This is a genomic window from Desulfurella amilsii (assembly GCF_002119425.1).
GTDB classification, from domain to species: Bacteria; Campylobacterota_A; Desulfurellia; order Desulfurellales; family Desulfurellaceae; genus Desulfurella; species Desulfurella amilsii.
Map to the genome: position 1 here is coordinate 314,356 of NZ_MDSU01000018.1, position 23,243 is coordinate 337,598.

The window sequence follows — 23,243 nt, forward strand, 5'->3', positions numbered from 1 at the left end:
CACTACTCCTTATTAAAAATTTTTTTAAATAAATCTTCAGCGTAACTTTTTGCTTGTGGCTTTGATTCTATAATCTTAAATGTCCTTGTGCCATCGGGATTTCTCTGTGCCTTTAAAAACATTACATTATTAGAGTTTTCTTTGTTTATTAAAGAAGCAAATTCCCAAAGGTGCGTAACAAAAAAAATCCTAATTTTCTTTTCAATTAAACCTTCTGTGATGTATTTTGCTATTATCGAAGCCTCGTGGTCATTTGTTGAAGAAAATGATTCATTAAAAAGCACTAATGCGTGAGGCTTTAGAAAATCCACGATGTTGCTCAAACGCTTTAGTTCTTCGTCGAATTTTCCGCTTTTTAGTGTTTTATCTTCCTGTCTTTTAAAATGCGTAAAAATACCGCTTGACAAACTGTACTCAAAAGATTTGGCAGCTACAAACATGCCGCATTGGCTAAAAAGGCAAGCTTGCCCAATGCTGCGCAAAAAAGTCGTCTTACCACCCATATTGGCACCTGTAATCAAAACCAAATCTTTATAGTTTACACATAGTCTGTTTGCTACCACAAGACCCTTTTTTACCAAAGCTAAGCTAGGCTCACTTAAGTCTTCAAAAGATAAAACTCTCTCGCTTTGAGAGTAAATAACTGGAAAGCATAAACTAATGCCTATTTCTTGAAGTTTCTCGTATAGTTGGTTACAAGCTAGATAAAACGTTAACTCGACTTTTAACTGATTAAAAAAATCCAATAAGTAATAAACAGCATTTGCCAATATATTTGCAATTTTGTTAAGAGAATTATTTTTAAGTTCTGATAAAGCCCTAAAGCCACCTTCGTCGCGCTCTGGTATGTATATTGTATAAGCACTCTTTGACTTAAGAATTGATTTGAGAAAACTCTGCTTTTCTTTTTTAGGGTACATTATTTGAAAAAATGAAGGCTTTGCAGACATATTAAGCTTTGAACTTATTGAAATACCATCTTCAAACCTTAAATGTTTCAATATTGAGTCAACTCTATCTAAATATTCATCGCTTAATTTTGTTTTTATACGGCTAAAAAATAACTGAAAGCCTTGAGATCTAAAATTTAATTCACTCTCAAGAATAATATTTTTAAGTTTTTTTAAAATATCAAAAAAGTCTTCTAAAACTTGCCTTGAGCTATATACAATTGAATCTGGATGCTTTATAAAAATGCCAAATAGACTCTCTTTTTCTTTTTTTATAGCTTCTATTGAAAGCTCATACATGGCTTTTACCGTTTCTTTATTATTTATACAATCTTTCAGTACGTTTTGTCTATAAATAACTTCTTCTTTATCTTTTAAGCTTAAAAGTATCCCTGTTTTAATAACTTTATATGTAAACTCATCTTTGTTGCTGGCCGCTTCAAAAATAACATCCAGCCCCAAATCGCTTACTAAATCTTCCAAATACTGAGGCAAACTTTCTTTATAATCGAATTTTTTTTCTTTAAACATCAAATAAGCTTGCATTTTTAATCCTTTGGTCAATGTCTTTTTTTGTTAAATGGTATTTTGAAACAATAGACATTGCATAAGCCAAACCATCTGGGGGTTTTCTTACAATCTTAAATGTTCTATTTTGATTTTGATCGATCGCTGCAACAAAACTTGCTGTTTTTTCTGTTTTGCATAACTCATCCATAAAGGTAACCCAAATACACACACAGCCCTTTTCCAATATTATTTTTAGAACCTGTTTACTCAAAAATAAAGCGTCATCGTATGTTGTAGAAGAAAAAATCTCGTTTAATATAAGTATGCTGTCACTTGCCGTATTATCTAAAATTTTCTTTATTCTTATTAAATCATTTTCTAAACGGCTTCTTAGGCTTTGAACTTGCTCTTGCCTTTCAAAACAAGACCAAATATTATCAAACAAAAATATCTGTGCTTTGGTTGCTGGAACCTTTAAGCCCAATTTTGATAAATGAGTAATCTGGCCAATACACCTTACAAAAGTAGTTTTTCCTCCCTGATTCGGACCTGTGATAATAGCTATTTTTTCGCTTTTTTGGATATTAAAATCATTTCTTGCGCAAATTTTATTATTTTTTATGAATTCATCTGCTAAGTCTATATCACATGCGTTTTCTATATATATGGTTTCTTTAGAAAACTCTGGGTAGCTAAACTTAATATTATTTTTCTCAAAGTGCTTCATATAACCCAAGAATGCAAAATAAAACTGTATCTGGTCGACAAATGTTTCTATTATTTTGTCAATAAAATCTTGCATTTGATTAAAAAAACCGTCAAGACGCGTAAAAATGTCTGGATAAAGTTTTTCTACTTTTTCCAATATCTGATATTCTATATGATTTATGTCTGTGCTTTGTTTAAAAATAGTGTATTCTTTGTCTACATTTCCTACTAAGTGCAAAAAAGTATCTATTACATCTTGCTCAAAATCATTTACATTATCGTCACTTATTGTGATAGCTGCATCTTTGATTAATATATTGAATTTAATACTTAGTAATTTTTCTTCTAACTCTGCGGCTGTGTCTGATAAATTTACAAAATCTGGTTTTTTGGTATAATTTGTTAGATAATTTATAAAAGCTTTTAAGCCTTGTGATTTAAAATCTAACTCTAAGGATTTTCTTTGCAAGTAAAAAATAGCACTACAGTAATTATTTACCGCATTTAAAAAACAAAACTGCTTTTCATACTTGTAAAAGGACTTTTCAGATTTTGCTAGCAAATCGTTTACTGTTTCAAACTGGGAGCAAAAATTATCAAATACGTTAAAAATTTCTGAGTTTTCTAAATCCATTAACACTTTATGCCTATACTCAATATCTTCCAAATTATTAAGTGTTGTAAAAAAATATGGTTTTAAAGTATATTTGGGCTTAATTGCAACAATTTGCTCAATAATTTTGTCTAAGTTCAAGTCGTAAAAATATTCTGGCTGATTTTCAGCCAATTTAGTCGGTTTTTTAAATAAAATGCTAAAATTTTCCATCTTGCTTTAGCTGATTTTTTAAATTTTCAAGATTAGTTCTAATTGACGACAATGACTTGATACAATTATCAATTTTGTTAATCTCATTTTGCCTTTGCTCGTCATTTTGTTTCTGAAGAGCTGCGTTTAGTATATCTTTTATAGCATCAATGTTTTGGTTTAGCTTTTCTTCAACTTGAGAGCTAAATTTTTGGGCGGTTTCTTTAATGCGCTTTACAAAATCATACCTTAACCTTCCGCAATGTCTGTCAAACAATTCTACACTGCGCTCACTAATGGATTTGTAAATTACTTTTTTGCCTAAAAATAATGGTAATTTACTCTTGAAAAAGTCGACCATTATGTCAAGCACGCCAGGTTGCTCTTTTATAAGAAAATAAAATTCGCTTTTTTCAATCAATTGCTCTACTTGCGTGAGCTTTGAAAGCTCAACCTCAAATACTTCTTCAGCAGTTTTTGTGATATTGTCAATAAGGGCATTGATTTTTTCAAGAAGCTGGTTGTAAATATCTTCAACTAATTGTCCAATCTTTTGATTTTCAATCTGCAAAAATACCGAAAAGATCTCTTCTATTTGCCCTTGAAGGTAGGATTTTAATTGTTCGTTAAGCATTGAAGTGCTCGATGTGTTAAGTGTATTGAAATAATCGGTGATTTTTGATATTAATTGAGGCAGCTGTTCTTTTAGAGTTAAAATATCTTTATCTAAAACATTAATTACCTGTTTTGTCTTGTTTTCAAGCCAGTATATATACTCATCTAATTCAAGTTTTTCAAGAGAGTCTTCGAATAGCTTAATTTTTTCTTGTAGTTTTGCTTGACTCATTGATAGACTTGCTAAGTTAAGCTTAAAAAAGTTCATTTGCGTATCAATGTATCGTATGAGGTTATTTATAATTGAATACCAAAATACGCTTGCTTGCTCTTCTTTGATAAAGTTGTCCAGCCTATGATAAAGCTTTTCTATATTTGATTGCTCTTGCTTGTCTTTGTTAGACTCAAATCTAGCTTCTTGAGCAAGTTTGGCAGATATAGGTATAATATCAACCTTTTTTGAAACTAAGTTCTCTATTACTGAACGGTTGAATTCAATGATTTCTTTTAGCTCATTTGGCTTAAAATTATCGATTTTATTTAACAAAAAGAAAAATTTGTCTATATACTTTTGAGCATCTTTCAAAAATTCTATTTCTGCTTGTGTGATTGGTGGGTCTGGACTTAATACAAACAAACTTGCATCTGCTTTTGGTAAGAATTGATAAGAAACATCGCTGTTGTGTTCATATACTGAACCAATGCCCGGTGTGTCTATAATTCTTACAGAATTTTTTAAAAAATCAGCTGGGTAAAATATCTCAACATATTCCACATTTAATTTATTGTTTGGGTTGTACTTTTCTGTTACAAAAAAGCTAATCTCATTAAGCTCTATATTTTTGCATGAACCACCTTTAAAACATACAACTGCTTTTTGCTCGCCGTAGTTTATTATTGTAACAATAGAAGTAAGAGGCAATACAGATATAGGCAGTATGTCTTTGCCAATCAAAGCATTTATAAGTGTTGATTTACCTCGTTTGAATTGTCCTATGACAACAAAGTTAAACTGCTTGGATTGGATTTTATCTTCTATGGCACTCAAATGGGAAAAATCAAGTGGTAGAGCTTTTAATGCTTGAATTGAACTTTGAATCGCCTGCTCGAGGTTAACCATAAACTACCCCTCCCCTTTTAGCTAAATAACTAAAAAGTAGAGGTCATCAGCTCAAAAAAGAGCGTATAAAGGCTAACCTCATAGCCTGCCATTATTATAGGCATCTTGCGATAAAAATCAAGCCAAAACAGCTAATACAAAGTTTAAAAATGTGGCGGTGTGTATTTGAAAATATCCAAACAGATTTCATTAACGGGCGAGGCGGAAGCGAAAAGGACGATTTCAAGTTTTTCTAATTTTCCTTACTAGCTACTATAATTCTAACAAATTTTAGTCTTGGCGGCAAATTCTTTTATAAGCTTTCCACTTAATTATTTATTTGACATTGTTTATTTTGTTTGCTATATTGAATACCGATAACGCTATACGGTAATTGTAAATGCAAAATAATATGATACGTGAATTTTTCCTTGGTTTTATAAAAATACATATTCTTCATCATGCTACTAAACGGCCAGTTTATGGCCTTTGGTTAATAGAAGAATTAAGCAGGCATGGATATCAGCTTAGTCCTGGTACACTCTACCCGATCCTCCATTCATTAGAAAAAGAAAAATATCTTAAATGCCGTCAAAAAACTATTGAAGGGAAAAAACGGAAATACTACAAAATAACCCCGAAAGGCAAGAAAGCGCTTATTGAAGCAAAAGAAAAAATTAAAGAATTAATCAACGAGGTAATAATATGACTCAAAAAAACAATCAAGGGCTTACTACAAATGAAGCCCAGAAAAGGCTTTTAGAATTTGGCCCCAACCAAATTTTTAAACCGACAAAAATCAGTTTTTTGGGCATAGCTAAACATGAAGTAATGGAACCAATGATTCTTCTTTTGTTAGTTGTTGGTTTCTTCTATAGTATCTGGGGGAAACTTGAAGATGCCATTACCATTTTCGTGATAATTTCCTTGTTGGTTTTGGCGGAAGTTTATAACGAGTTTCGGGCAAAGAAGGCAATCGCTTCCTTGGAAAAAATTACTGCGCCAAAAACAAAGGTGCTAAGAGACAGCAATATTATTGAAATTGATTCGGAAAATGTCGTGCCAGATGATATTTTGATTTTAACCTCGGGGACTAAGATTGCCGCTGATGCAAAAGTAGATCACGATGTGAGTCTGCAAGTTGACGAATCGGCCTTAACAGGCGAATCCTTTCCGCTGGATAAAAATTATAATGACGAGATTTACGCTGGAACAATTGTTGTTTCCGGTGAGGGAAGAGCAGAGGTTTTTGCGACAGCTGAAAACACAAAACTTGGTAAAATCGCCAGTACCCTAAAGGAAGTAAAGCCGCCAAAAACCGCTTTGCAACTGGCGATGAAATCGTTGGCTGGGAAATTGGTCTATCTTGCTGTATTTTTCTCTATTCTAATTCCAATAATAGGAATCATGCGGGGACAAGATCTAAAAACAATGGTTTTAACGGGTCTGTCTCTTTCTTTTGCCACTATTCCCGAAGAACTGCCAATTATTATTACGATGGTTTTAGGGTTAGGCGCATATGAGCTTTCTAAAAATAATTTTCTGGTTAAAAGAATCAAAGCCGCCGAAACATTAGGCAATGCTACGGTCATTGTTACTGACAAAACGGGGACTATTACTGAAAGTCAAATGAAAATTGCTTCACTTTATCCTGGTAACGAGAAAGAAATTATAGAAAAAGCCTTTTGTGCGATTTCTCAATATTCCGTATCACCCATGGAGCTGGAAATTAAAAACAAGGCGGTAGAATTAAAAATAGATAAATCTTTACCGGAAATGATTCGCGAAAGAATTTTTGGCAATGGTAGGAAATCAAAATCGGTAATAAGGAAAAATGAGAATGAATATGAACTATTTACCAGTGGCGCGCCTGAAGAAATTTTTACTATGTGCCGTGATATAGGTGACGATATTAAAAATGGATTGGCCGAGCAAACATCCAAAGGCAGAAGAGTTATTGCGGTTGCTTACAAAAAATTAACAGCTGCGGAAAAAAATCTTGATTTTGCCGAACTTGAAAAAGATTTGAATTTTGCAGGCTTAATAAGCTTTGAAGACCCGCCAAGAAAAGGAGTTAAAGAAACGATTGCTAAAGCGGTCGAAGCCGGCATCAGAACAATTATGGTTACAGGCGATCATCCTTTAACCGCCCGTTCTATTGCTAAAGAAATTGGTATTTTAGCAGAAGACAATCAAGTATTAACTGGTAAAGATTTAGATAAATTATCAGAGGAAGAGTTGCAGAATATTATAAAATCTGCTTCGGTTTTTGCTAGAACTACTCCCCATCACAAATATCGCATAGTTCAAGCGCTCCAGAAAAACGGAGAAGTAGTCGCGGTCACCGGCGACGGTATCAACGATGCTCTGGCTCTCAAGGGCGCGGATATAGGCATTGCTATGGGTATTCGCGGTACGGATGTTGCCAAAGAGGCGGCCGAGGTCGTTTTGGCGGATGATAACTATATCACCATTATGCAGGGTATTTTTGAAGGTAGAAAGTTTTTTGATAATTTACAAAAAGGAATTAAATATTATCTCTCTGTCAAAGTCGCCCTGATATTAATATTTCTTCTGCCCGTCCTTTTGGGCATTCCTATGCCTCTTGCCCCAATTCAAATAATTATTTTGGAATTATTTATGGATTTAGCAGCCTCGGCAGGTTTTGTCGCCGAGCCCAAAGAAAGAAATATCTATTCTCGTCCGCCGCGTAATCCTAAAGAAAGCATAATTAATAATCGCGTCATTAAAGATATATTAATTAAAGGAACGGTCTTGTTTATAGCCGTAATTTCTGTTTATTTCTATGCCCGCTCTCAAAATTTAAGTCTTGTTCAATCCCAAACTTTTGCTTTCTCGGCTTGGATTTTTGGTCATATTGTTCTGGCCTTTATTTCTCGCTCAGACAAAGAATCAATTTTTTCTTTAGGAATGTTTACGAATAAAATCATCAATCTCTGGGCGCTTACGGCGATTACCTTTCTTGTTTTAGGGATTTATCTTCCATTTCTGAAAGAGAGGTTTAATCTTTTTTCGATTAGTTTCACACAATTAATATTTATTGCCTTAATAGTATCGCTCATTGTTGGTTCTTTAGAATTAAGAAAAATGTTTAATCTAAACAAAAGATGAAAAGCCCGCTTCTGGGCAAAAAATTCAATTTTGCGCCTAAAATCGGCTGGCGAGCCAAACTTCGCTTTTAGCAACTGGCGGAGAGGACAGGATTCGAACCTGCGGAAGGCTAATTGCCTTCAGCTGATTTCGAGTCAGCCGCCTTCAACCACTCGGCCACCTCTCCAGTTATGGATTGTAAACAATTTACGCTGAAAATCAATTGTATATTTAGCGCTTTAGAATACTTTCAGACTTTATAAAAACTTCCCCATTAAAAACTGCAATAAGCTTATTATCTGATTCTCTCTCGACCGTAATTACATATATACCTAATTTTCTTGTTCTGTTGAGTTCTTTTGCCTTTGCAATAAGTACATCACCTTCTTTGGCGGCATTTGCAAAATTAATATTGGCTGATATTGCAAGCGCAACATTGCCATAGATATTTGATGCAATCGCAAATGTATAATCAGATAAAGAAAAAATTACGCCCCCATGACAAACCCCTGCTGCATTCAACATACCTTTTCTTACGGTCATTTGTGTGCACACATAACCCTCTTTTGCCTCAACAACATCGATATTCAACCATTTGCTAACCTGATCATTTTCTTTTAGAAACTCAACAACATTCATCAATTGCTCCTTTTAAGAATTGCTTAACCTAAAATTAATTGGAATAACAATTTTAACATTTTTGTTAATATTTACAAGCGGTTCAATTTTTTTTATTGCATCTATAGCACTTTTGTCCAATATTGAATACCCCGAGCTTTTTACAATATTAATATCCTTAAAGCTTGAGTCTTGCAAGATAAATGATAAAACTACCGTGCCTTCATATCCATTTCTTCTTGCTAAATATGGGTATCTCAAATGTTTTTCTATTAGTTTTCTTAAAACAGTATAGTCTTCTTTTGAGATGCTTTGTGTTGCATTTTGTGTTTGTATAATATTTTCGCTTTTGTTTTCTTTTTGCAAATTTTGCTTAAGAGTTGCAGTATTTGCTTGTCTAAGCTGATTTAGAGTATCTTTGCTTGCATTTTGGGCTATATCTAATTGATTATTATTTTGAGTTTTAATTTCGTTTGTGCTTTTTATTTGAGGCTGCAATTGTTTTTCTCTAATACTTTTTTGACTTACTTCTAGAATAAGATTATTGTTAGGAATAGTAGGTAAAACTTTTCGATTAATCTTTTTTTGAACTACTTCTTTAGGAAGCCTCCAATTAGTGTAACTTTTTTCAATATCATTACTAACTAGCAAAACCACCTCTAAAGGTTTTTTAATAGAATAGACAACGTTTAAAAGCTTAATGCAAAAGAAAAAAATCAATGCATTAATTAAAACAGATATAACAAAAGACCAACTTAGGGTTTTTTTTGAATAAAATTTTTCCATACTTAAACTCAAATCTAACAAAAAACTTCTTATCAGTCAATAATTTATACTATAGATACAATATCTTTGTAAATATAATTATACTTTAAAAAACATATCGCACGTTAATAAATTTTCTTTATTTTTTTATTGACAATCTGACTAAATATATGTAGAGTGGAATAAAGTGGAATAAAGTGGAATGTTAAGAGGACATTTTGAGTGCATTTTAGACGATAAGGGAAGAATAAAAATACCCTCTAAATTCTTAGAAACTCTACGGGGAAGTGGTGTCAACACGCTCGTTATGACTTTTTTTGATCAGTCAATATACGCCTACCCTAAAAACACATGGGAAGAGCTCGAATCAAAAGCGCTAAATTTACCTTTAACAAATAAATCAGCTCGAAGGTTTAAGAGAATGTTTTTTTCAAGTGCAATAGATGTTAACCTTGACTCTCAAGGAAGGATAACAATACCACAAATCTTAAGACAGTTGGCAAATATAGAAAAAAATATAGTAGTGCTTGGGAACTTAGACCATATCGAGCTGTGGTCCAGCCAAAACTGGCTGCAAGAAATGGATCTTTTAAGGCAAGATGAAGACAAGTTGGCCCAAGAAATAGAAAGTCTTGGTATAAAACTATGATACACAAAAGCGTACTACTAAAAGAGTCAATGGAAATTTTACAACCAAAATCAGACGGCATTTATCTGGATTTGACATTTGGCGGTGGCGGACATAGTGAACAAATTTTAAAACTCAGTGAACCAAACGGTATTGTTATTGCGTTTGATCAGGACCTTTACGCAATTGACTGTGCACTAAAATTAAAAGAAACTTACAAAGATAGACTCATAGCAGTAAAAGAAAATTTTTCAAAATGTTATGTAAAGCTTTTAAGTATGGGTTATAGCTTGGTTGATGGCATAATTATGGATATTGGTGTGTCATCTTTTCAATTAGACGATGCACAAAGAGGCTTTAGTTTTTTAAAAGACGGCCCACTGGATATGAGAATGAGCAAAGATAACCCGATAAGTGCCAGAATTATTGTTAACCAGTGGAGCAGATACGAATTAGAAAATATTATACGCGACTATGGCCAAGAGCGTTTTGCAAAAAAAATTGCTGCAAAAATAGATGAACGAAGAGCTAAAGCAACTATTGAAACGACACTTGAGCTAGCTAATATTGTAAAAGAAGCAATACCCTATTCCTTCTACAAAAAAATCCATCCTGCCACAAAAACTTTTCAAGCATTAAGAATAGTAGTAAACTCTGAGCTTGATAACTTAAAAGAAGGTTTAGTCAACGCAATAAAGCTTCTAAAACCACAAGCAAGGCTTGTGGTGATTAGTTTTCATTCACTTGAAGACAAAATAGTAAAAAATATTTTTAAAGATTATTCACAGCGAAAAATAGTAACAATACTAACTAAAAAACCCATTGTGCCATCTTTAGATGAAATAAAAGCAAACTCAAGAGCTCGTAGTGCAAAACTAAGAAGTATTGAAAAAACTGGAGGTACGTATGATTGATTATTCTGACTATTGGGCAACAACTACCAAAACTTACGAAACAGCACAAGAATCAATTAGCTTTGCGCCTATTGTGCTAAGTAAAAAATTAGTGATTTTAAGCTCAATTTTCCTTATTTTGATCATACTAAATGTCGTTGTAGCTCTAAGGGTATCAATGCTAAACTACAATATAAGCAATCAAGAAAAAATACTTAAAAATCTGCAAATTGAGAAAACCGCTATGCTTAATAAAGCGGATAATATTCAAAGCGCAGACAAAGAATTACAAGAAGCAACCACGCTTGGTTTAAAACCAATAAATACTGATCAAATAAGATTTTATCAGTGAAGAAAGCACGGTTTCAATTATTATTTTTTTTTATCATAATTGGTTTTTTATTGGTCTTTTTAAAGGCTTTTTTGGTCCAGATAGCAGATAGCAAAAACTATAAGCAAGAGTATGCCAAATTCATAGAACCATTGATAGACCTGCAAGGCAAAAGGGGTAATATATATGATTGCAATAACAAAACACTTGCATTGGATGTGCCAAATTTCCAGCTTTTTGTAGATCCTAAATTTTATTTAGAATACAATAAAACAGACAATCAAAGCTTTTTTAACTACGTAAACTCACATTTTTATGTAAATGTTAAAGAAATTATAGAAAAAAATAAAAGTTTAAGGTATATCAGTTTAGGGACTATAGACCCAAAAAATATTGTTTGGGTAAAAAACAACTTACCAAAAGGGTTTGGGTTAATTAAAAATTATAAAAGATTTTACCCCTATGCTAATAATGTTTCTCAAATTCTTGGCTTTTCTGGAAAAAACAAACAAGGACTTGAAGGACTAGAAAAAGAATACGATCTTTATCTTGCAGGTCAAAGCATAAAGCAAAGGGTAAACATTACACCGTATGGAAACCTTGAGTTTTCAAAAAAACCCCTCAATGGAGCAAGTTTGCACCTTACCATTAATGAAGATATTCAAAATTACCTTCATTTCCAGCTTAAAGAGGCCTTAAAAGAACGAAAAGCAAAAATGGTAATTGGTATTATCGCCAGACCAGATGGTGCTATTGTTGCTATGGACAGCGTGCCTAGTTATGATAACAACAAATTTTCAAATTATGATTATACGCATATAAGAATCAATCCTATAAATTATTTATTTGAACCAGGCAGTGTGTTTAAAATTGTTACTATGTCAAGCGCCCTAGATTCGCATACATTTAGTGGAAACGAAACGCTGTTTTGTGAAAACGGAAAATGGAAATTTTCTGGTCATACAATTTCTGATGTTGAAAAAAATGGAGATTTGCCATTTGATAAAGTTTTTGCATACTCAAGTAATATATGCTCGGCAAAAATTGCGTTAAAAGAGGATAAAGAAATATTCTACAAGTACCTGTGGGCTTTTGGTTTTGGGAAAAAAACCCATATTGACTTACCTGGAGAAGCCGATGGTCTTGTAAAAGACTATGTAAATTTGAAACCATTTGATCTGGCTACAATGGCTTTCGGACAAGGCATTGGCGTAAGCGCAATTCAAATTATCAGAGCATATCTGGCAATAGCAAATGGTGGCTACCTAGTAGACCCATATATAGTAGATTATATAAGCAAAGATGGAAAAATTTTATATAAGCACAAAGAAACAAAAAAACAGATTGTACAACCACAAACCGTTGAAAAAGTAAAACAAATACTGACGCTTGTTGTAGAAGAAGGCACGGGCACAAACGCGCAAGTTAAATACTACGCAATGGGCGGCAAAACTGGCACAGCACAAGTTGCCTCTCATAAAGGGGGCTATAGTTTAAGCGATTATACGGGCAGTTTTGTGGGTATATTTCCTATTGATAAACCTCAATTTGTAATTTTAGTTACCGTTTTTGACCCAAAAGGTGTAAACTATGGTGGAGAAGTAGCAGCTCCTATTGTAGCAAAACTGGCATCTATGCTTGCTGCGTATTACAAAATTGAAGGGGGCGAAAATGTTATTAGGTGAAATTGAGAAAATTTGCAATTTGCAAGTATCAGAAAACCTAAAAAATAAAGAAGTAAAAGGTCTTACTTACGATTCGAGAAAAGTACAAGAGGGATTTGTATTTTTTTCAATAAAAGGCCAAAAAACAGATGGCAATTTGTTTATAGATGAAGCATTTTCGAAAAAAGCACTTGCTGTTGTAAGCCAAGACTGCTCTGGAATCAATAATTGCATTGAAGCAAAAGATACTCGCAAATGCATGGGCGAAATTGCCAACTATTTTTACAAAGAGCCTTCAAAATCACTCAATGTTGTCGGTATTACAGGAACAAATGGTAAAACAACCACCACATACTTACTTAAATCAATATTTGAAAAAAGCGGTATAATTGGAACAACCGGGTATTATTTTGACAGTATTGCAAAAAAACTCGATAACACAACCCCTGAATCAATAGATTTAAATGAGATATTTCTTGAAATGAAGCCTTTTGTTAATTATGCGTTTATGGAAGTTTCATCTCATGCTATCACATTTGAGCGTATATCAGGTATTGATTTTAAGTTAAAAGTTTTTACCAATTTAAGCCAAGATCATTTAGATTTTTACCAAACAATGGAAAATTATGCAAAAGCAAAGGCTTCTTTTTTTAAAGACAATGACTTTAGAGTAATTAACACAGACGATTATGTGGGAAAATCTTTGTTTAAAAAAGGCTACACCATAACATATGGCTTTCAATCTGCCGATATCTACCCAACTCACTACGAGTTTGATATAAACGGTTTATATTTAAAACTCAATGTATTTGGTGATACTTATGAGATTAACTCCCACCTACTTGGGTTATACAACATCTATAATATCATGGCTGCAGTAGGCTCTAGCGTGTATTTTGGTGTATCTAAATCACGCATAATACAAGCACTTTCTAGCTTCAAAAATGTACCAGGAAGATTAGAAAAATTCATAAAAGAGGGCCGATGTGCCGTTGTGGATTATGCACACACAGATGATGCTGTGAAAAATGTATTAACAACACTAAGACAGCTTGCAAAAAATAGATTGATAGTAGTCTTTGGCGCAGGAGGCGACAGAGACAAAACCAAAAGGCCCAAAATGGGCAAAGCGGCAAACGATTTAGCAGATATAATTATCATTACAAACGATAACCCAAGAACAGAAGATCCTGATTTAATCATATCTGATATTGTAAACGGCATTTACAACCATGAAAAAATTATAATTGAAAAAGATAGAAAATTAGCTATGATTAAAGCGCTTGAAATGTCAAAAGAAGGTGACATTGTAGCAATTTTAGGAAAAGGACACGAAGATTACCAAATTATCGGGGACAAAAAATATCACTTCGATGATAGAGAAGTTGTAAGGAATTTTTGGAATGTGGAATCTAAATGAGATTATTGATCAACTAAAACCCCTAGAAATTTTAAAGCCTCAAACACAGACTTTCAATAACATTTGTATAGACTCAAGGACCATTGAAAAAGATGATATTTTTTTGGCGTTTAAGGGTGAGTTCAAAGATGGCCACGATTTTATAGATGAGGCTTTCAAAAGGCAATGTGGCCTATGTATATGCGAAAAAACTATAAATAAACCTTATTTAAAGGTCAATGATTCAAAAAAAGCCCTAAAAAATTTAGCTAGCTTCAATAAACTAAGAAACAAAGCTAAAGTAATTGCTATCGTAGGCTCTGTTGGAAAGACAAGTACAAAAGAATTGTTAAAATCATACTTTAGCGCTGCAAATATTAATATTTTTTACACACAATCAAACGAAAACAATTGGATTGGTGTTTGCAAAACATTACTTAGGGCTTCTTGTAGTACACAATTTGGCATAGTAGAGGTAGGCACAAACCACAAAGGTGAGATTGCAGATATTGCTAGTTTTTTAAAACCGGACTTTGTTATTTTTACAGAAATTGGCACCTCACATTTAGGAAATTTTGACTCGATTGAAGCTATATTCAAAGAAAAAACTTCAATAGTAAACTTTCTTACCGATAAAAAAAACGTTGTTTATAACAAAGATAATGCTTTACTTAAAAGTCGATTTTCCAAAAATCATATTAGTTACTCAAACAATGATACAGATGCTGATGTTTATATAATCGATTGTAAAAAAAATGAGCAGATAAATATCTTAACAGTAAAAGTTTTTAATCAAATAATAAAATTTAGCTCACCCTTTTGGCTTAATATTTCAAATATACTATCTATACTAGCATTTGTTGGTTCTCAAAAATTACTAGACGCTGATTATTTTCAAAAAGCCCTTAATAGTATTAATTTGCCATCCTATCGAATGCAACTTGAAAAACTTAACAGCACAAACTTTATTTTAGACTGTTACAATGCAAGTTTTGAGTCAATTAAGTTTGCTATTAACGAGCTAAATACAAAAAAAGGCAAAAAACTTGCAATTTTAGGCGATGTATTGGAGCTTGGAAGCCACTCAGAAAGCCTGCATAAAGAAATTGGTGAATACATTGCTGGCTTTGATATAGATACCATAGCTTACGGAAAAGATGCAAAATATATTGCCTTAGCTAAAAATAAAGCGCTTTTTTTCGAAAACAAGGAAGAGTTATCCAAAACTTTGAAAGCTACCTACGAAAATTATGATTGGATTTTAATTAAAGGTTCAAGAGGCCTGAAAATGGAAGAAATATTTAATAATTTAAAAAAAGAGGTAACTTAGGTGTTGTACTATTTATTTTATAAACAATTAATCGCTTACGCCCATTTTTTCAATATATTTTATTATATAACATTTAGGGCAATGGCAGCAGCTGCAACGGGTTTTTTACTTTCAATGGTATTTTCGCACTACTTTATACCTTTTTTAAAAAAGAAACAGATAGGTCAAACTATAAGGGAAGATGGCCCCAAAAGACATCTTCAAAAAGCAGGTACTCCTACGATAGGTGGGGTAATAATATGGTTTGGATTTATAATAAGCGTTTTACTGTGGGCAAGACTGGATGTCAACTGGGTGTGGATTATTTTATTTACGGCAATTTCTTTTGCTTTTATAGGCTTTTTGGATGATTTTTTAAAGATAAAAAGAGGTAAGGGAAACGGCCTTAAAGCCAGAACAAAATTCTACCTTCAAATCTTTTTTGCAAGTGTTGTGTCTGTTTTAATATTTGTGGTGTACAGCAGGTATTCAAACTGCCCTGGTTGTTTTTATATGCCTTTTTTTAAAAACCTAGTGTTTAATATGGGCCTTTTTTATATACTATTTAGTATATTTGTAATAGTGGGTGCTTCAAATGCCGTAAATTTAACTGATGGTTTAGATGGCCTAGCTACAGGACCATCCCTTACAACAATATTTACGCTCGCTATTTTTGCTTATGTTTCTGGCAACTTAGTATTGGCTACTTATTTAAGGTTACCTTATGTTTTTGGAAGCGGTGAAGTTACGGTGGTTTTATCCGCGCTTTTTGGTTCGTGTTTGGCATTTTTGTGGTATAATTGCTACCCAGCTGAGGTTTTTATGGGTGACACGGGATCTTTAGGCCTTGGAGCAATTTTTGGCGTAATTGCTATTATAGTTAAAGAAGAAGTGGTACTTGTGATAGCAGGCGGTATTTTTGTTATTGAAACAATTTCAGTTATTTTGCAAGTAGCTAGCTTTAAAACAACGGGTGAGCGTATTTTTAAAATGGCGCCTATTCATCATCATTTTGAGCTTAAAAACTGGCCAGAATCGAAAGTTATCATCAGGTTTTGGATAATGTCTATTTTACTATCATTAGTTGCACTTACTGCATTAAAATTGAGGTAAAGAAATGAAAATTGCAATATTAGGCTTTGGAAAAAGTGGAAGAAGCGTACTTAATGCACTTTTAGAAAAAAATCAAGATGAAGTGTTTGTATTTGACGATTCTAAATTGCCGGATGAACCCAATTTTTTTGGTGGAGAAAATGCTAAACTTTTTTTAGAAATGGATTTTGATTTAGTTGTAGTCTCGCCTGGTATACCAAAACACCACCCATACATAAAGTATGCCAAAGAAAAAAATATGACCATAATCAGCGAACTAGAGTTTGGCTTTAGGCTTGCTAAATGCAAAATAATTGCCATTACGGGCACAAACGGCAAATCCACAACTGTAAAACTTATTGACAACATACTCAAAAAAGCTGGCAAAAAAGCGCTAATGTGTGGCAATTATGGCCTACCGTTAACAAAAGCTGCAAAAGTTTCCCATTTGCTCGACTACTTAGTCACAGAAGTAAGCAGCTTTCAATTAGAGTTCATAGACACATTTAAACCATACATTGCAATTATTTTAAACATCTCACAAGATCATTTAAGTTGGCATGGAAGTTTTGAAAAATACAAAAAAGCTAAATTAAAAATAGCAAAAAATCTCACAAATGAAGATTATCTAATAAGAAACCTCGATGAAAACTATACAGTTGCTGCTCCAAATGTTATTGGGTTTTCAACTGTAAGAGAAAATGCTCAATCCAAAATAACACAAAAAAAGGTTACTATTAATTTTAGAGAACATTTTGAGATTGAAAATACAAAATTGATCGGCATACATAATATGCAAAACATTGCAGCAGCAAGCCTTGCATGTCTAATATGCAATATGCCAAAAGATACAATCAAGGAGGTTGTTATGAATCAAGAAACATTACCACATAGATTAGAGTATGTATGCGAAATTGAAGGTGTAAAATTTTATAATGACTCAAAAAGCACAAATATAGACTCTGTTAGAAAGGCCATTGAATCGTTTGAAAACAAACAAAATATCGTAGTTATACTTGGTGGTAAGCATAAAGGCGAGTCATATGCGAACTTAATGGATTTATTAACACAAGTTACTGGCGTTGTTATTTTTGGAGAAGATAGAGGAAAAATTCTTTCTGAACTGCATAAATTAAAACCCATACCGCTTCCAGCTATTAATGTAAAAGGCGCTTGCTTGGCAGCTTTCCATATAGCAAAACCAGGCGATATAGTATTATTTAGTCCAGGTGGGTCTAGTTTTGATCAGTTTAAAAATTTTGAAGAGCGGGGCGAAGCTTTCAGGGCAGAATGTTTAGCTTTTAAAGAAGAATATGACAAAGCACCGCGCCTTTGAACCTATTGCTATAGTTTTTTGTGTTTTTATATTAGTTTTTATAGGCTTAATTGAAACATGGAGCGCATCTAATTACTTTTTTTTCCAGCATTTTAACAAACCAAATTTTTTACTTGAAAGAGACATAATATACATTATTGTGTCTTTTTTTGTAGGTTATTTTTTCTATAGATTAAACCCTCAAAAGTTAAGACAATTGATACCACTTTTACTTAGCTTAGCTATTGTTTTTTTGATAGCTCTTCATTTAGGCTTTGGCGTAAACATCAGAGGGGCTGTAAGGTGGATAAATTTTGGTATTTTTTCATTTGAACCAACCGAGTTTGCTCGCTTTGCCTTTATTTTATATTTAGCAGATTTCATTGACAGGAAATATGAGCATTTAAACAACTTAAGTGTATTTCTTCCACTTTTTTTAGTTTTTGCCGTCATAACTTTACTAATTATATCTCAGCCAGATATTGGTGGTGCTTTCCTTTTTGCCATTGTAGTGCTTTGCGTGCTTTATATTTTTGGCTTAAGGTTTAGCTATATTGGGATTATTCTCATATTGGGTGTTATACTTTTTTCTTCTGTATTTTTGATCCATCCAGAGCGTTTGGAAAGAGTTATAAGCTTTTTGCATAACCACAACCTACCCTATCAGGTTCATCAAGGTTTTGTTGCGCTTGCAGGGGGCGGGTTATTCGGCAGAGGTATCGGTAATGGAAGTTTTAAAAGTTTATTTTTGCCAGATGCTTACAATGATTTTATTATAGCCTCAATTGGCGAAGACTTAGGTTTTTTTGGCGTATCGTTAGTCGTTATCCTGCTTTTTTTGCTTGTTTATTCAATATTTTCAATCGCTACTAAATTGGATGATTATTACGAAAAAGCATTTGTTTTCGCTGCAGGTTTTGTATTTTCAATTCAAATATTAATAAACCTTTTTAGCGTATTTCATATAATACCCACAAAAGGCACTGTGCTGCCGCTTGTAAGCTATGGCGGATCAAGCCTTGTTGTAAATGCAATGTTTATTGGCGCAACACTCAGTATGTCAAGAAAATTATAGTTTGCAAATATAAATTTTTACTGTAAAATACTAAACGTGGAAAAGTTGGAATTTTTTAAGAGAAAGACAATCAGCATCTACATTGTAAGGCACCCGGAAGTTGAAAATGCTTTGTTAAAAGTGTTTAATGGTTCTTTAGATGTAGACTTATCAAAAAATGGACTGGTGCAAGCCAAAAAACTTAAAGAGTTTTTTAAAGATAAAGAAATAAAAAAAATATTCTCAAGCCCGCTAAAAAGATGTATAAAAACTGCAAGTATTATTCAAGAAGCTATAAATTGCGAGTTAATTGTTAATAATAGACTTAAAGAGAGAAATTTTGGGATTTTTGAATCACTTAGCTGGCAAGAAATAGAAAAAAATTACCCCATTGAAGCATCGAGTTTTTTAAAAGACCCATTTAATTTTAAAATTAAAAATGGTGAAAGCTTTTCTGATGTGTATAATCGTGTAAAAAGTTTTCTAGAAGAATTTGATTTTAGCGAGCATACTTTAATTGTAGCTCATGGTGGTGTTAATCGTGTTATGATAAAGCATTTTATGGATTTAAAAAATGAAAAGATTTTATCCATATCGCAAGATTTTGCTTGCATAAATCATTTTTTAACCGACGGTAACTTTTTTTTAACCAAACTAATAAATGGTGTGCTATGATTGGCGTTTTTGATTCTGGCGTTGGTGGTTTAACCGTAATAAAACCGCTAATCGAGCATTTTAAAAGCGATATAATCTATCTTGGTGACACAGCAAGAGTGCCTTATGGCAACAAATCAAGAGAAACAATCATTAAATACTCTATAGAAAATACAAGGTTTTTGCTGAAAAAAGGCGTTGATTTTATAATTGTTGCATGCAATACGGCTTCAAGTCTTGCCATTGAGGCCTTAAGAAACACTTTCAATGTGCCTATATTTGGTGTTGTAGAATCTACAGCAAAAGTAGCTTCAAATTTTTCTAGTATCGCAGTAATAGGCACAAAAGCTACCATAGAAAGCAATGCCTACAAAAAAACGATAAAAATGTTTAATAGAAACGCTCAAATAGAACAAAGAGCATGTCCTTTGTTTGTGCCGCTCATAGAAGAAGGATTAATTAATGACGAAATAACGAAAATTGTAGCAAAACGCTACTTAAGCGGTATAAATGCTCAGACGCTTGTGCTTGGTTGTACGCATTATCCTCTAATAAAACATGTTATCCAAGATATCTTACCAAATACGAATATAATAGATTCTGGCACATCTCTAATTCATACAATTGACAAAAGTATGTTCAAAGGTTCAGGCAAAGTAGAATTTTATGCAACAGACTCTCCAGAAAATTTTTCAAAAATTGGAAAATTTTTTTTGGGTAAAGATTTTAATAGTGTAAAATTAGTTGACCTGGAGGAATTATGATTGCGGTTATAGATTACGATGCTGGAAATGTTGCATCTGTTACAAAAGCCATAGAGAAAGCTGGCTATCAAACCTACTTAACCAAAGACCCAAAAACTATTAAAAATTCAAGTGGTGTAGTGTTGCCAGGTGTGGGCGCTTTTGGCGATTGTATTGATAAGCTAAAAAAGTACAATTTGATTGATAGTATATTAGAGAGTATTGAATCAAAAAAGCCATTTTTGGGTATATGCGTAGGGTTTCAATTGCTTTTTGAAGAAGGATACGAATTTGGTATACACAAAGGACTTGGTATATTTAAAGGCTCATGTGTAAAATTTACACCTAACGCTAATCAGAAAGTGCCTCACATGGGCTGGAATACCGTATATTACACCAAAGTCTGTAAATTATTCGATGGTATTAAGAATAATTCATACTTTTATTTTGTCCACTCATATTATACAGACTCTGATGACAATTGCGCAGCAAAAACAGACTACATTTGTACATTTACAAGCGCAAGCCAAAAAGACAATGTGTATGGGGTTCAGTTCCATCCAGAAAAAAGCCAAATATTGGGTTTAAAAATATATGAAAATTTTTGCAGAATGTGTGAAGAAACATGTTAGTTATACCAGCTATTGATTTAATGGGTTCAAAAGTCGTAAGACTAACAAAAGGCAAAGCAGACAGTGCAAAAACATACAGTGAGAATCCGATAGAATTTGCATTATATTTTGAGTCGCTTGGCTTTAAAAGAATTCACATAGTTGATTTAGATGCTGCATTTGGGAAAAACGATAACTTTCAAACAATTCAAAGCATTGCAAAACATACACATATCGAACTAGAGGTTGGCGGTGGCATAAGAAACTTTGTAACTGCGCAAAAGTTAGTAGATTTAGGCATAAAAAGGCTTATAATTGGCAGTCTGCCATTTAAAAACAAAAAAGAATTTGAAAATATATTAAAAGAATTTGCAGAATACATTATAATGGGCATAGATGTAGATAATAATAGAGTTAAAATTTATGGGTGGGTAGAAGATACCCAGGTAACATGCATAGATTTTTTAAAACAGGTTGAACGGTGGGGTTTAAAAGAAGCAATAGTAACCGATATCTCAAAAGACGGAACACTAAGCGGGCTAGACGAGAATTTTTATGGTAAAATAGCGCAAGAAAGCAAACTTAACATAATTGCCTCAGGTGGAATAAAAAGTATAGATGATATAAAGCGCCTCAAAAAATTCGAGCAGGATGGCGTCTTGGGTGTTATATTAGGAAAAGCTATATATGAAGGCACTATTGATCCAAGCAAGATCAAAGAGGGGGAGTTATGAAACTCTTAACACTTGTAGAAAATACCTCAACAGGGGGTATTTTAAAATCAGAACATGGCTTAAGTGTGCTGGTTGAATCAGATGGTCAATATGTATTGTTTGATACAGGCCAAAGCGACTGCATTATCCACAACGCAAAAACCTTAAATGTAAACTTAGAAATGATTAATAAAATCGTTTTAAGCCACGGCCACTATGATCATGTAGGAGGTCTTAAGTATATACTGCAGCATACAAAAGCGCCCATTATTGCCCACCCAGAAATTTTTCGCAAAAGGTACTCAAAAAAAGGCGATAAATTAAGATATATAGGCATAGAAGACAAAGAGTTTTTTGAAAATTTAAGCGCCCATTTCCAGTTTAGTACAACACCCACAGAAGTGATAAAAAATGTTTACACAACAGGTTTTGTTGATTTAAAAACCGATTTTGAAGAAGTTGACAAAGATTTTGTTTTTGAGTCAAACGGTAAATACATAAAAGACAATGTGCCAGATGATTTAAGCCTAGTACTAAACCTAAAAGAGGGCCTTTTTATTGTTTTTGGTTGTGCCCATAGGGGAATAATTAATATAATGAATCACAGCGAAAAAATATTCAACAAAAAGGTAATCGGTTTTATTGGCGGTACGCATTTGGGCCCTGCAAACAGTTTGCAAAAAGAAAAAACTATTAAACAATTGCATAAAATACTGCAGCTAAAAATTATTGGGCCATCACATTGCACAGGTATAGCTATGACTTGTGTTTTGGCAAAAGAGTTTCCAGATAAAATACTTTACAATAATGCAGGAACTATGCTTGACGTAGGTGATTAAATGTTAGCAAAACGCATTATTCCATGCCTCGATGTAAAAGAAGGCAGGGTAGTAAAAGGTATAAACTTTGTTGATCTAAAAGACGCTGGAGACCCAGTAGAACAAGCAATAATATATGATAGCCAGCTGGCTGATGAGCTTGTATTTTTAGATATTACGGCAAGTTACGAAAAACGCTCAATTATGATAGATGTGGTTGCCTCCTGTGCTCAAAATATTTTCATGCCTTTAACAGTAGGCGGCGGAATAAGAAATATTGACGACATAAGAAATCTTCTTAAAGCAGGGGCTGACAAAGTTTCCATTAACTCAGCCGCTGTTAGAAATCCTGATTTTTTAAACGAAGCTGTAAAAATTTTCGGAAGCCAGTGCATTGTGATCGCAGTTGATGCAAAAAAAGTAAATAACGATTTTTTTGTTTTTATTGATGGCGGAAGGAAAGCTGCAAACATAAAGGTTATCGATTGGTTAAATGAAGTTCAAGAAAGAGGAGCAGGAGAAATCTTGCTTACAAGCATGGATAAAGATGGCACAAAGGAAGGTTATGATTTAGAATTAACAAAACTAGTATGCAAAAATTCTTCAATCCCTGTCATTGCTTCTGGCGGGGCTGGCAATGTTGAACATATAAAGGAAGTATTTGAAATTGGAGCAGATGCTGCACTTGCCGCATCAATATTTCATTTTGGCGAAGTATCAATTATTGAAACAAAAAAATACTTGTTACAACACAATATAAACGTACGTATTTAAAAATTGAGTTATTTTTTTGTAGTTTTTTTGATCGTTTATGGTTTATTCCATATATACTTCTTTT

Annotated in this window: 22 protein-coding genes, 1 tRNA gene and 1 riboswitch; of the genes, 17 read left to right on the top strand and 6 right to left on the bottom strand. The window is 33.1% G+C overall.

The features are described from left to right. Positions 1–2: 2 nt before the first annotated feature. The 3 genes from DESAMIL20_RS05060 to DESAMIL20_RS05070 are packed head-to-tail and all read right to left on the bottom strand — an operon-like array spanning position 3 to position 4,708. Positions 3–1,481, bottom strand: a complete 1,479-nt coding sequence (locus DESAMIL20_RS05060) for a MutS-related protein (protein WP_158090525.1) — start codon at positions 1,479–1,481, stop codon at positions 3–5. After that, a complete protein-coding gene (locus DESAMIL20_RS05065; RefSeq protein ID WP_086033729.1) occupies positions 1,474–2,994 on the bottom strand; it encodes a MutS-related protein in 1,521 nt (506 codons plus the stop codon). The genes DESAMIL20_RS05060 and DESAMIL20_RS05065 overlap by 8 nt, the downstream gene beginning before the upstream one ends. Continuing rightward, positions 2,981–4,708 carry a dynamin family protein gene (locus DESAMIL20_RS05070; protein WP_086033730.1) on the bottom strand — a complete coding sequence of 576 codons (1,728 nt, stop codon included), beginning with the start codon at positions 4,706–4,708 and terminating at the stop codon, positions 2,981–2,983. Before DESAMIL20_RS05070 ends, DESAMIL20_RS05065 begins: the two co-directional genes overlap by 14 nt. 30 nt (positions 4,709–4,738) lie before the next feature. Next, positions 4,739–4,803, bottom strand: a riboswitch (Fluoride riboswitch). Between the two features lie 296 nt (positions 4,804–5,099). On the opposite strand from DESAMIL20_RS05070, the gene DESAMIL20_RS05075 reads away from it, so the two are divergent. Beyond that, positions 5,100–5,396 carry a PadR family transcriptional regulator gene (locus tag DESAMIL20_RS05075; protein ID WP_204218568.1) on the top strand — a complete coding sequence of 99 codons (297 nt, stop codon included), beginning with the start codon at positions 5,100–5,102 and terminating at the stop codon, positions 5,394–5,396. Continuing rightward, complete coding sequence (locus tag DESAMIL20_RS05080) at positions 5,393–7,819, top strand: cation-translocating P-type ATPase (RefSeq protein ID WP_086033732.1); 2,427 nt, start codon at positions 5,393–5,395, stop codon at positions 7,817–7,819. Before DESAMIL20_RS05075 ends, DESAMIL20_RS05080 begins: the two co-directional genes overlap by 4 nt. A gap of 75 nt (positions 7,820–7,894) precedes the next feature. Here DESAMIL20_RS05080 and DESAMIL20_RS05085 read toward each other — a convergent pair. The 3 genes from DESAMIL20_RS05085 to DESAMIL20_RS05095 form a co-directional block, all read right to left on the bottom strand. Next, positions 7,895–7,985 (bottom strand) — tRNA-Ser (locus DESAMIL20_RS05085). 44 nt (positions 7,986–8,029) lie between these two features. Continuing rightward, positions 8,030–8,437, bottom strand: coding sequence for a hotdog fold thioesterase (locus tag DESAMIL20_RS05090; RefSeq protein WP_086033733.1), 408 nt, complete (start codon positions 8,435–8,437; stop codon positions 8,030–8,032). A gap of 12 nt (positions 8,438–8,449) precedes the next feature. Then, entirely contained in the window at positions 8,450–9,202 is a 753-nt protein-coding gene (locus DESAMIL20_RS05095; protein WP_086033734.1) for an energy transducer TonB, read from the bottom strand. Positions 9,203–9,383: 181 nt separating this feature from the next. Between DESAMIL20_RS05095 and mraZ the strand changes: the two genes are divergently transcribed. The 15 genes from mraZ to hisF are packed head-to-tail and all read left to right on the top strand — an operon-like array spanning position 9,384 to position 23,179. Beyond that, a complete protein-coding gene (gene mraZ, locus DESAMIL20_RS05100) occupies positions 9,384–9,830 on the top strand; it encodes a division/cell wall cluster transcriptional repressor MraZ (protein WP_086033735.1) in 447 nt (148 codons plus the stop codon). Continuing rightward, on the top strand, positions 9,827–10,723 hold the full coding sequence (gene rsmH / locus DESAMIL20_RS05105; RefSeq protein WP_086033736.1) for a 16S rRNA (cytosine(1402)-N(4))-methyltransferase RsmH: 897 nt from the start codon (positions 9,827–9,829) through the stop codon (positions 10,721–10,723). The genes mraZ and rsmH overlap by 4 nt, the downstream gene beginning before the upstream one ends. Then, positions 10,716–11,054 carry a hypothetical protein gene (locus tag DESAMIL20_RS05110; protein ID WP_086033737.1) on the top strand — a complete coding sequence of 113 codons (339 nt, stop codon included), beginning with the start codon at positions 10,716–10,718 and terminating at the stop codon, positions 11,052–11,054. The genes rsmH and DESAMIL20_RS05110 overlap by 8 nt, the downstream gene beginning before the upstream one ends. A gap of 50 nt (positions 11,055–11,104) precedes the next feature. Continuing rightward, the gene (locus DESAMIL20_RS05115) at positions 11,105–12,718 is read left to right on the top strand and encodes a peptidoglycan D,D-transpeptidase FtsI family protein (protein WP_158090526.1); all 1,614 of its coding nucleotides are present in this window, start codon (positions 11,105–11,107) and stop codon (positions 12,716–12,718) included. Further along, entirely contained in the window at positions 12,705–14,117 is a 1,413-nt protein-coding gene (locus DESAMIL20_RS05120; protein WP_086033739.1) for a UDP-N-acetylmuramoyl-L-alanyl-D-glutamate--2,6-diaminopimelate ligase, read from the top strand. The genes DESAMIL20_RS05115 and DESAMIL20_RS05120 overlap by 14 nt, the downstream gene beginning before the upstream one ends. Next, positions 14,101–15,426, top strand: coding sequence for a UDP-N-acetylmuramoyl-tripeptide--D-alanyl-D-alanine ligase (locus DESAMIL20_RS05125; protein WP_086033740.1), 1,326 nt, complete (start codon positions 14,101–14,103; stop codon positions 15,424–15,426). The genes DESAMIL20_RS05120 and DESAMIL20_RS05125 overlap by 17 nt, the downstream gene beginning before the upstream one ends. Beyond that, positions 15,427–16,518: a phospho-N-acetylmuramoyl-pentapeptide-transferase gene (gene mraY / locus DESAMIL20_RS05130; RefSeq protein ID WP_086033741.1), complete on the top strand. Its 1,092-nt coding sequence runs from the start codon at positions 15,427–15,429 to the stop codon at positions 16,516–16,518. It begins immediately after the preceding gene. A gap of 4 nt (positions 16,519–16,522) precedes the next feature. Beyond that, a complete protein-coding gene (gene murD / locus DESAMIL20_RS05135) occupies positions 16,523–17,833 on the top strand; it encodes a UDP-N-acetylmuramoyl-L-alanine--D-glutamate ligase (RefSeq protein WP_086033742.1) in 1,311 nt (436 codons plus the stop codon). After that, the gene (locus DESAMIL20_RS05140) at positions 17,811–18,887 is read left to right on the top strand and encodes an FtsW/RodA/SpoVE family cell cycle protein (RefSeq protein ID WP_086033743.1); all 1,077 of its coding nucleotides are present in this window, start codon (positions 17,811–17,813) and stop codon (positions 18,885–18,887) included. Before murD ends, DESAMIL20_RS05140 begins: the two co-directional genes overlap by 23 nt. A 36-nt stretch (positions 18,888–18,923) precedes the next feature. Next, complete coding sequence (cobC, locus tag DESAMIL20_RS05145) at positions 18,924–19,541, top strand: alpha-ribazole phosphatase (RefSeq protein WP_158090527.1); 618 nt, start codon at positions 18,924–18,926, stop codon at positions 19,539–19,541. Then, positions 19,538–20,284: a glutamate racemase gene (gene murI, locus DESAMIL20_RS05150; RefSeq protein WP_086033745.1), complete on the top strand. Its 747-nt coding sequence runs from the start codon at positions 19,538–19,540 to the stop codon at positions 20,282–20,284. The genes cobC and murI overlap by 4 nt, the downstream gene beginning before the upstream one ends. Beyond that, positions 20,281–20,895 (top strand): imidazole glycerol phosphate synthase subunit HisH, encoded by a 615-nt coding sequence (hisH, locus tag DESAMIL20_RS05155; RefSeq protein ID WP_086033746.1) that lies wholly within the window; start codon positions 20,281–20,283, stop codon positions 20,893–20,895. Before murI ends, hisH begins: the two co-directional genes overlap by 4 nt. Beyond that, complete coding sequence (gene hisA, locus DESAMIL20_RS05160) at positions 20,889–21,608, top strand: 1-(5-phosphoribosyl)-5-[(5-phosphoribosylamino)methylideneamino]imidazole-4-carboxamide isomerase (protein ID WP_086033747.1); 720 nt, start codon at positions 20,889–20,891, stop codon at positions 21,606–21,608. The genes hisH and hisA overlap by 7 nt, the downstream gene beginning before the upstream one ends. Beyond that, positions 21,605–22,426: an MBL fold metallo-hydrolase gene (locus DESAMIL20_RS05165; protein WP_086033748.1), complete on the top strand. Its 822-nt coding sequence runs from the start codon at positions 21,605–21,607 to the stop codon at positions 22,424–22,426. The genes hisA and DESAMIL20_RS05165 overlap by 4 nt, the downstream gene beginning before the upstream one ends. Then, positions 22,427–23,179: an imidazole glycerol phosphate synthase subunit HisF gene (hisF, locus tag DESAMIL20_RS05170; protein WP_086033749.1), complete on the top strand. Its 753-nt coding sequence runs from the start codon at positions 22,427–22,429 to the stop codon at positions 23,177–23,179. The last annotated feature ends 64 nt before the right edge of the window (positions 23,180–23,243 follow it).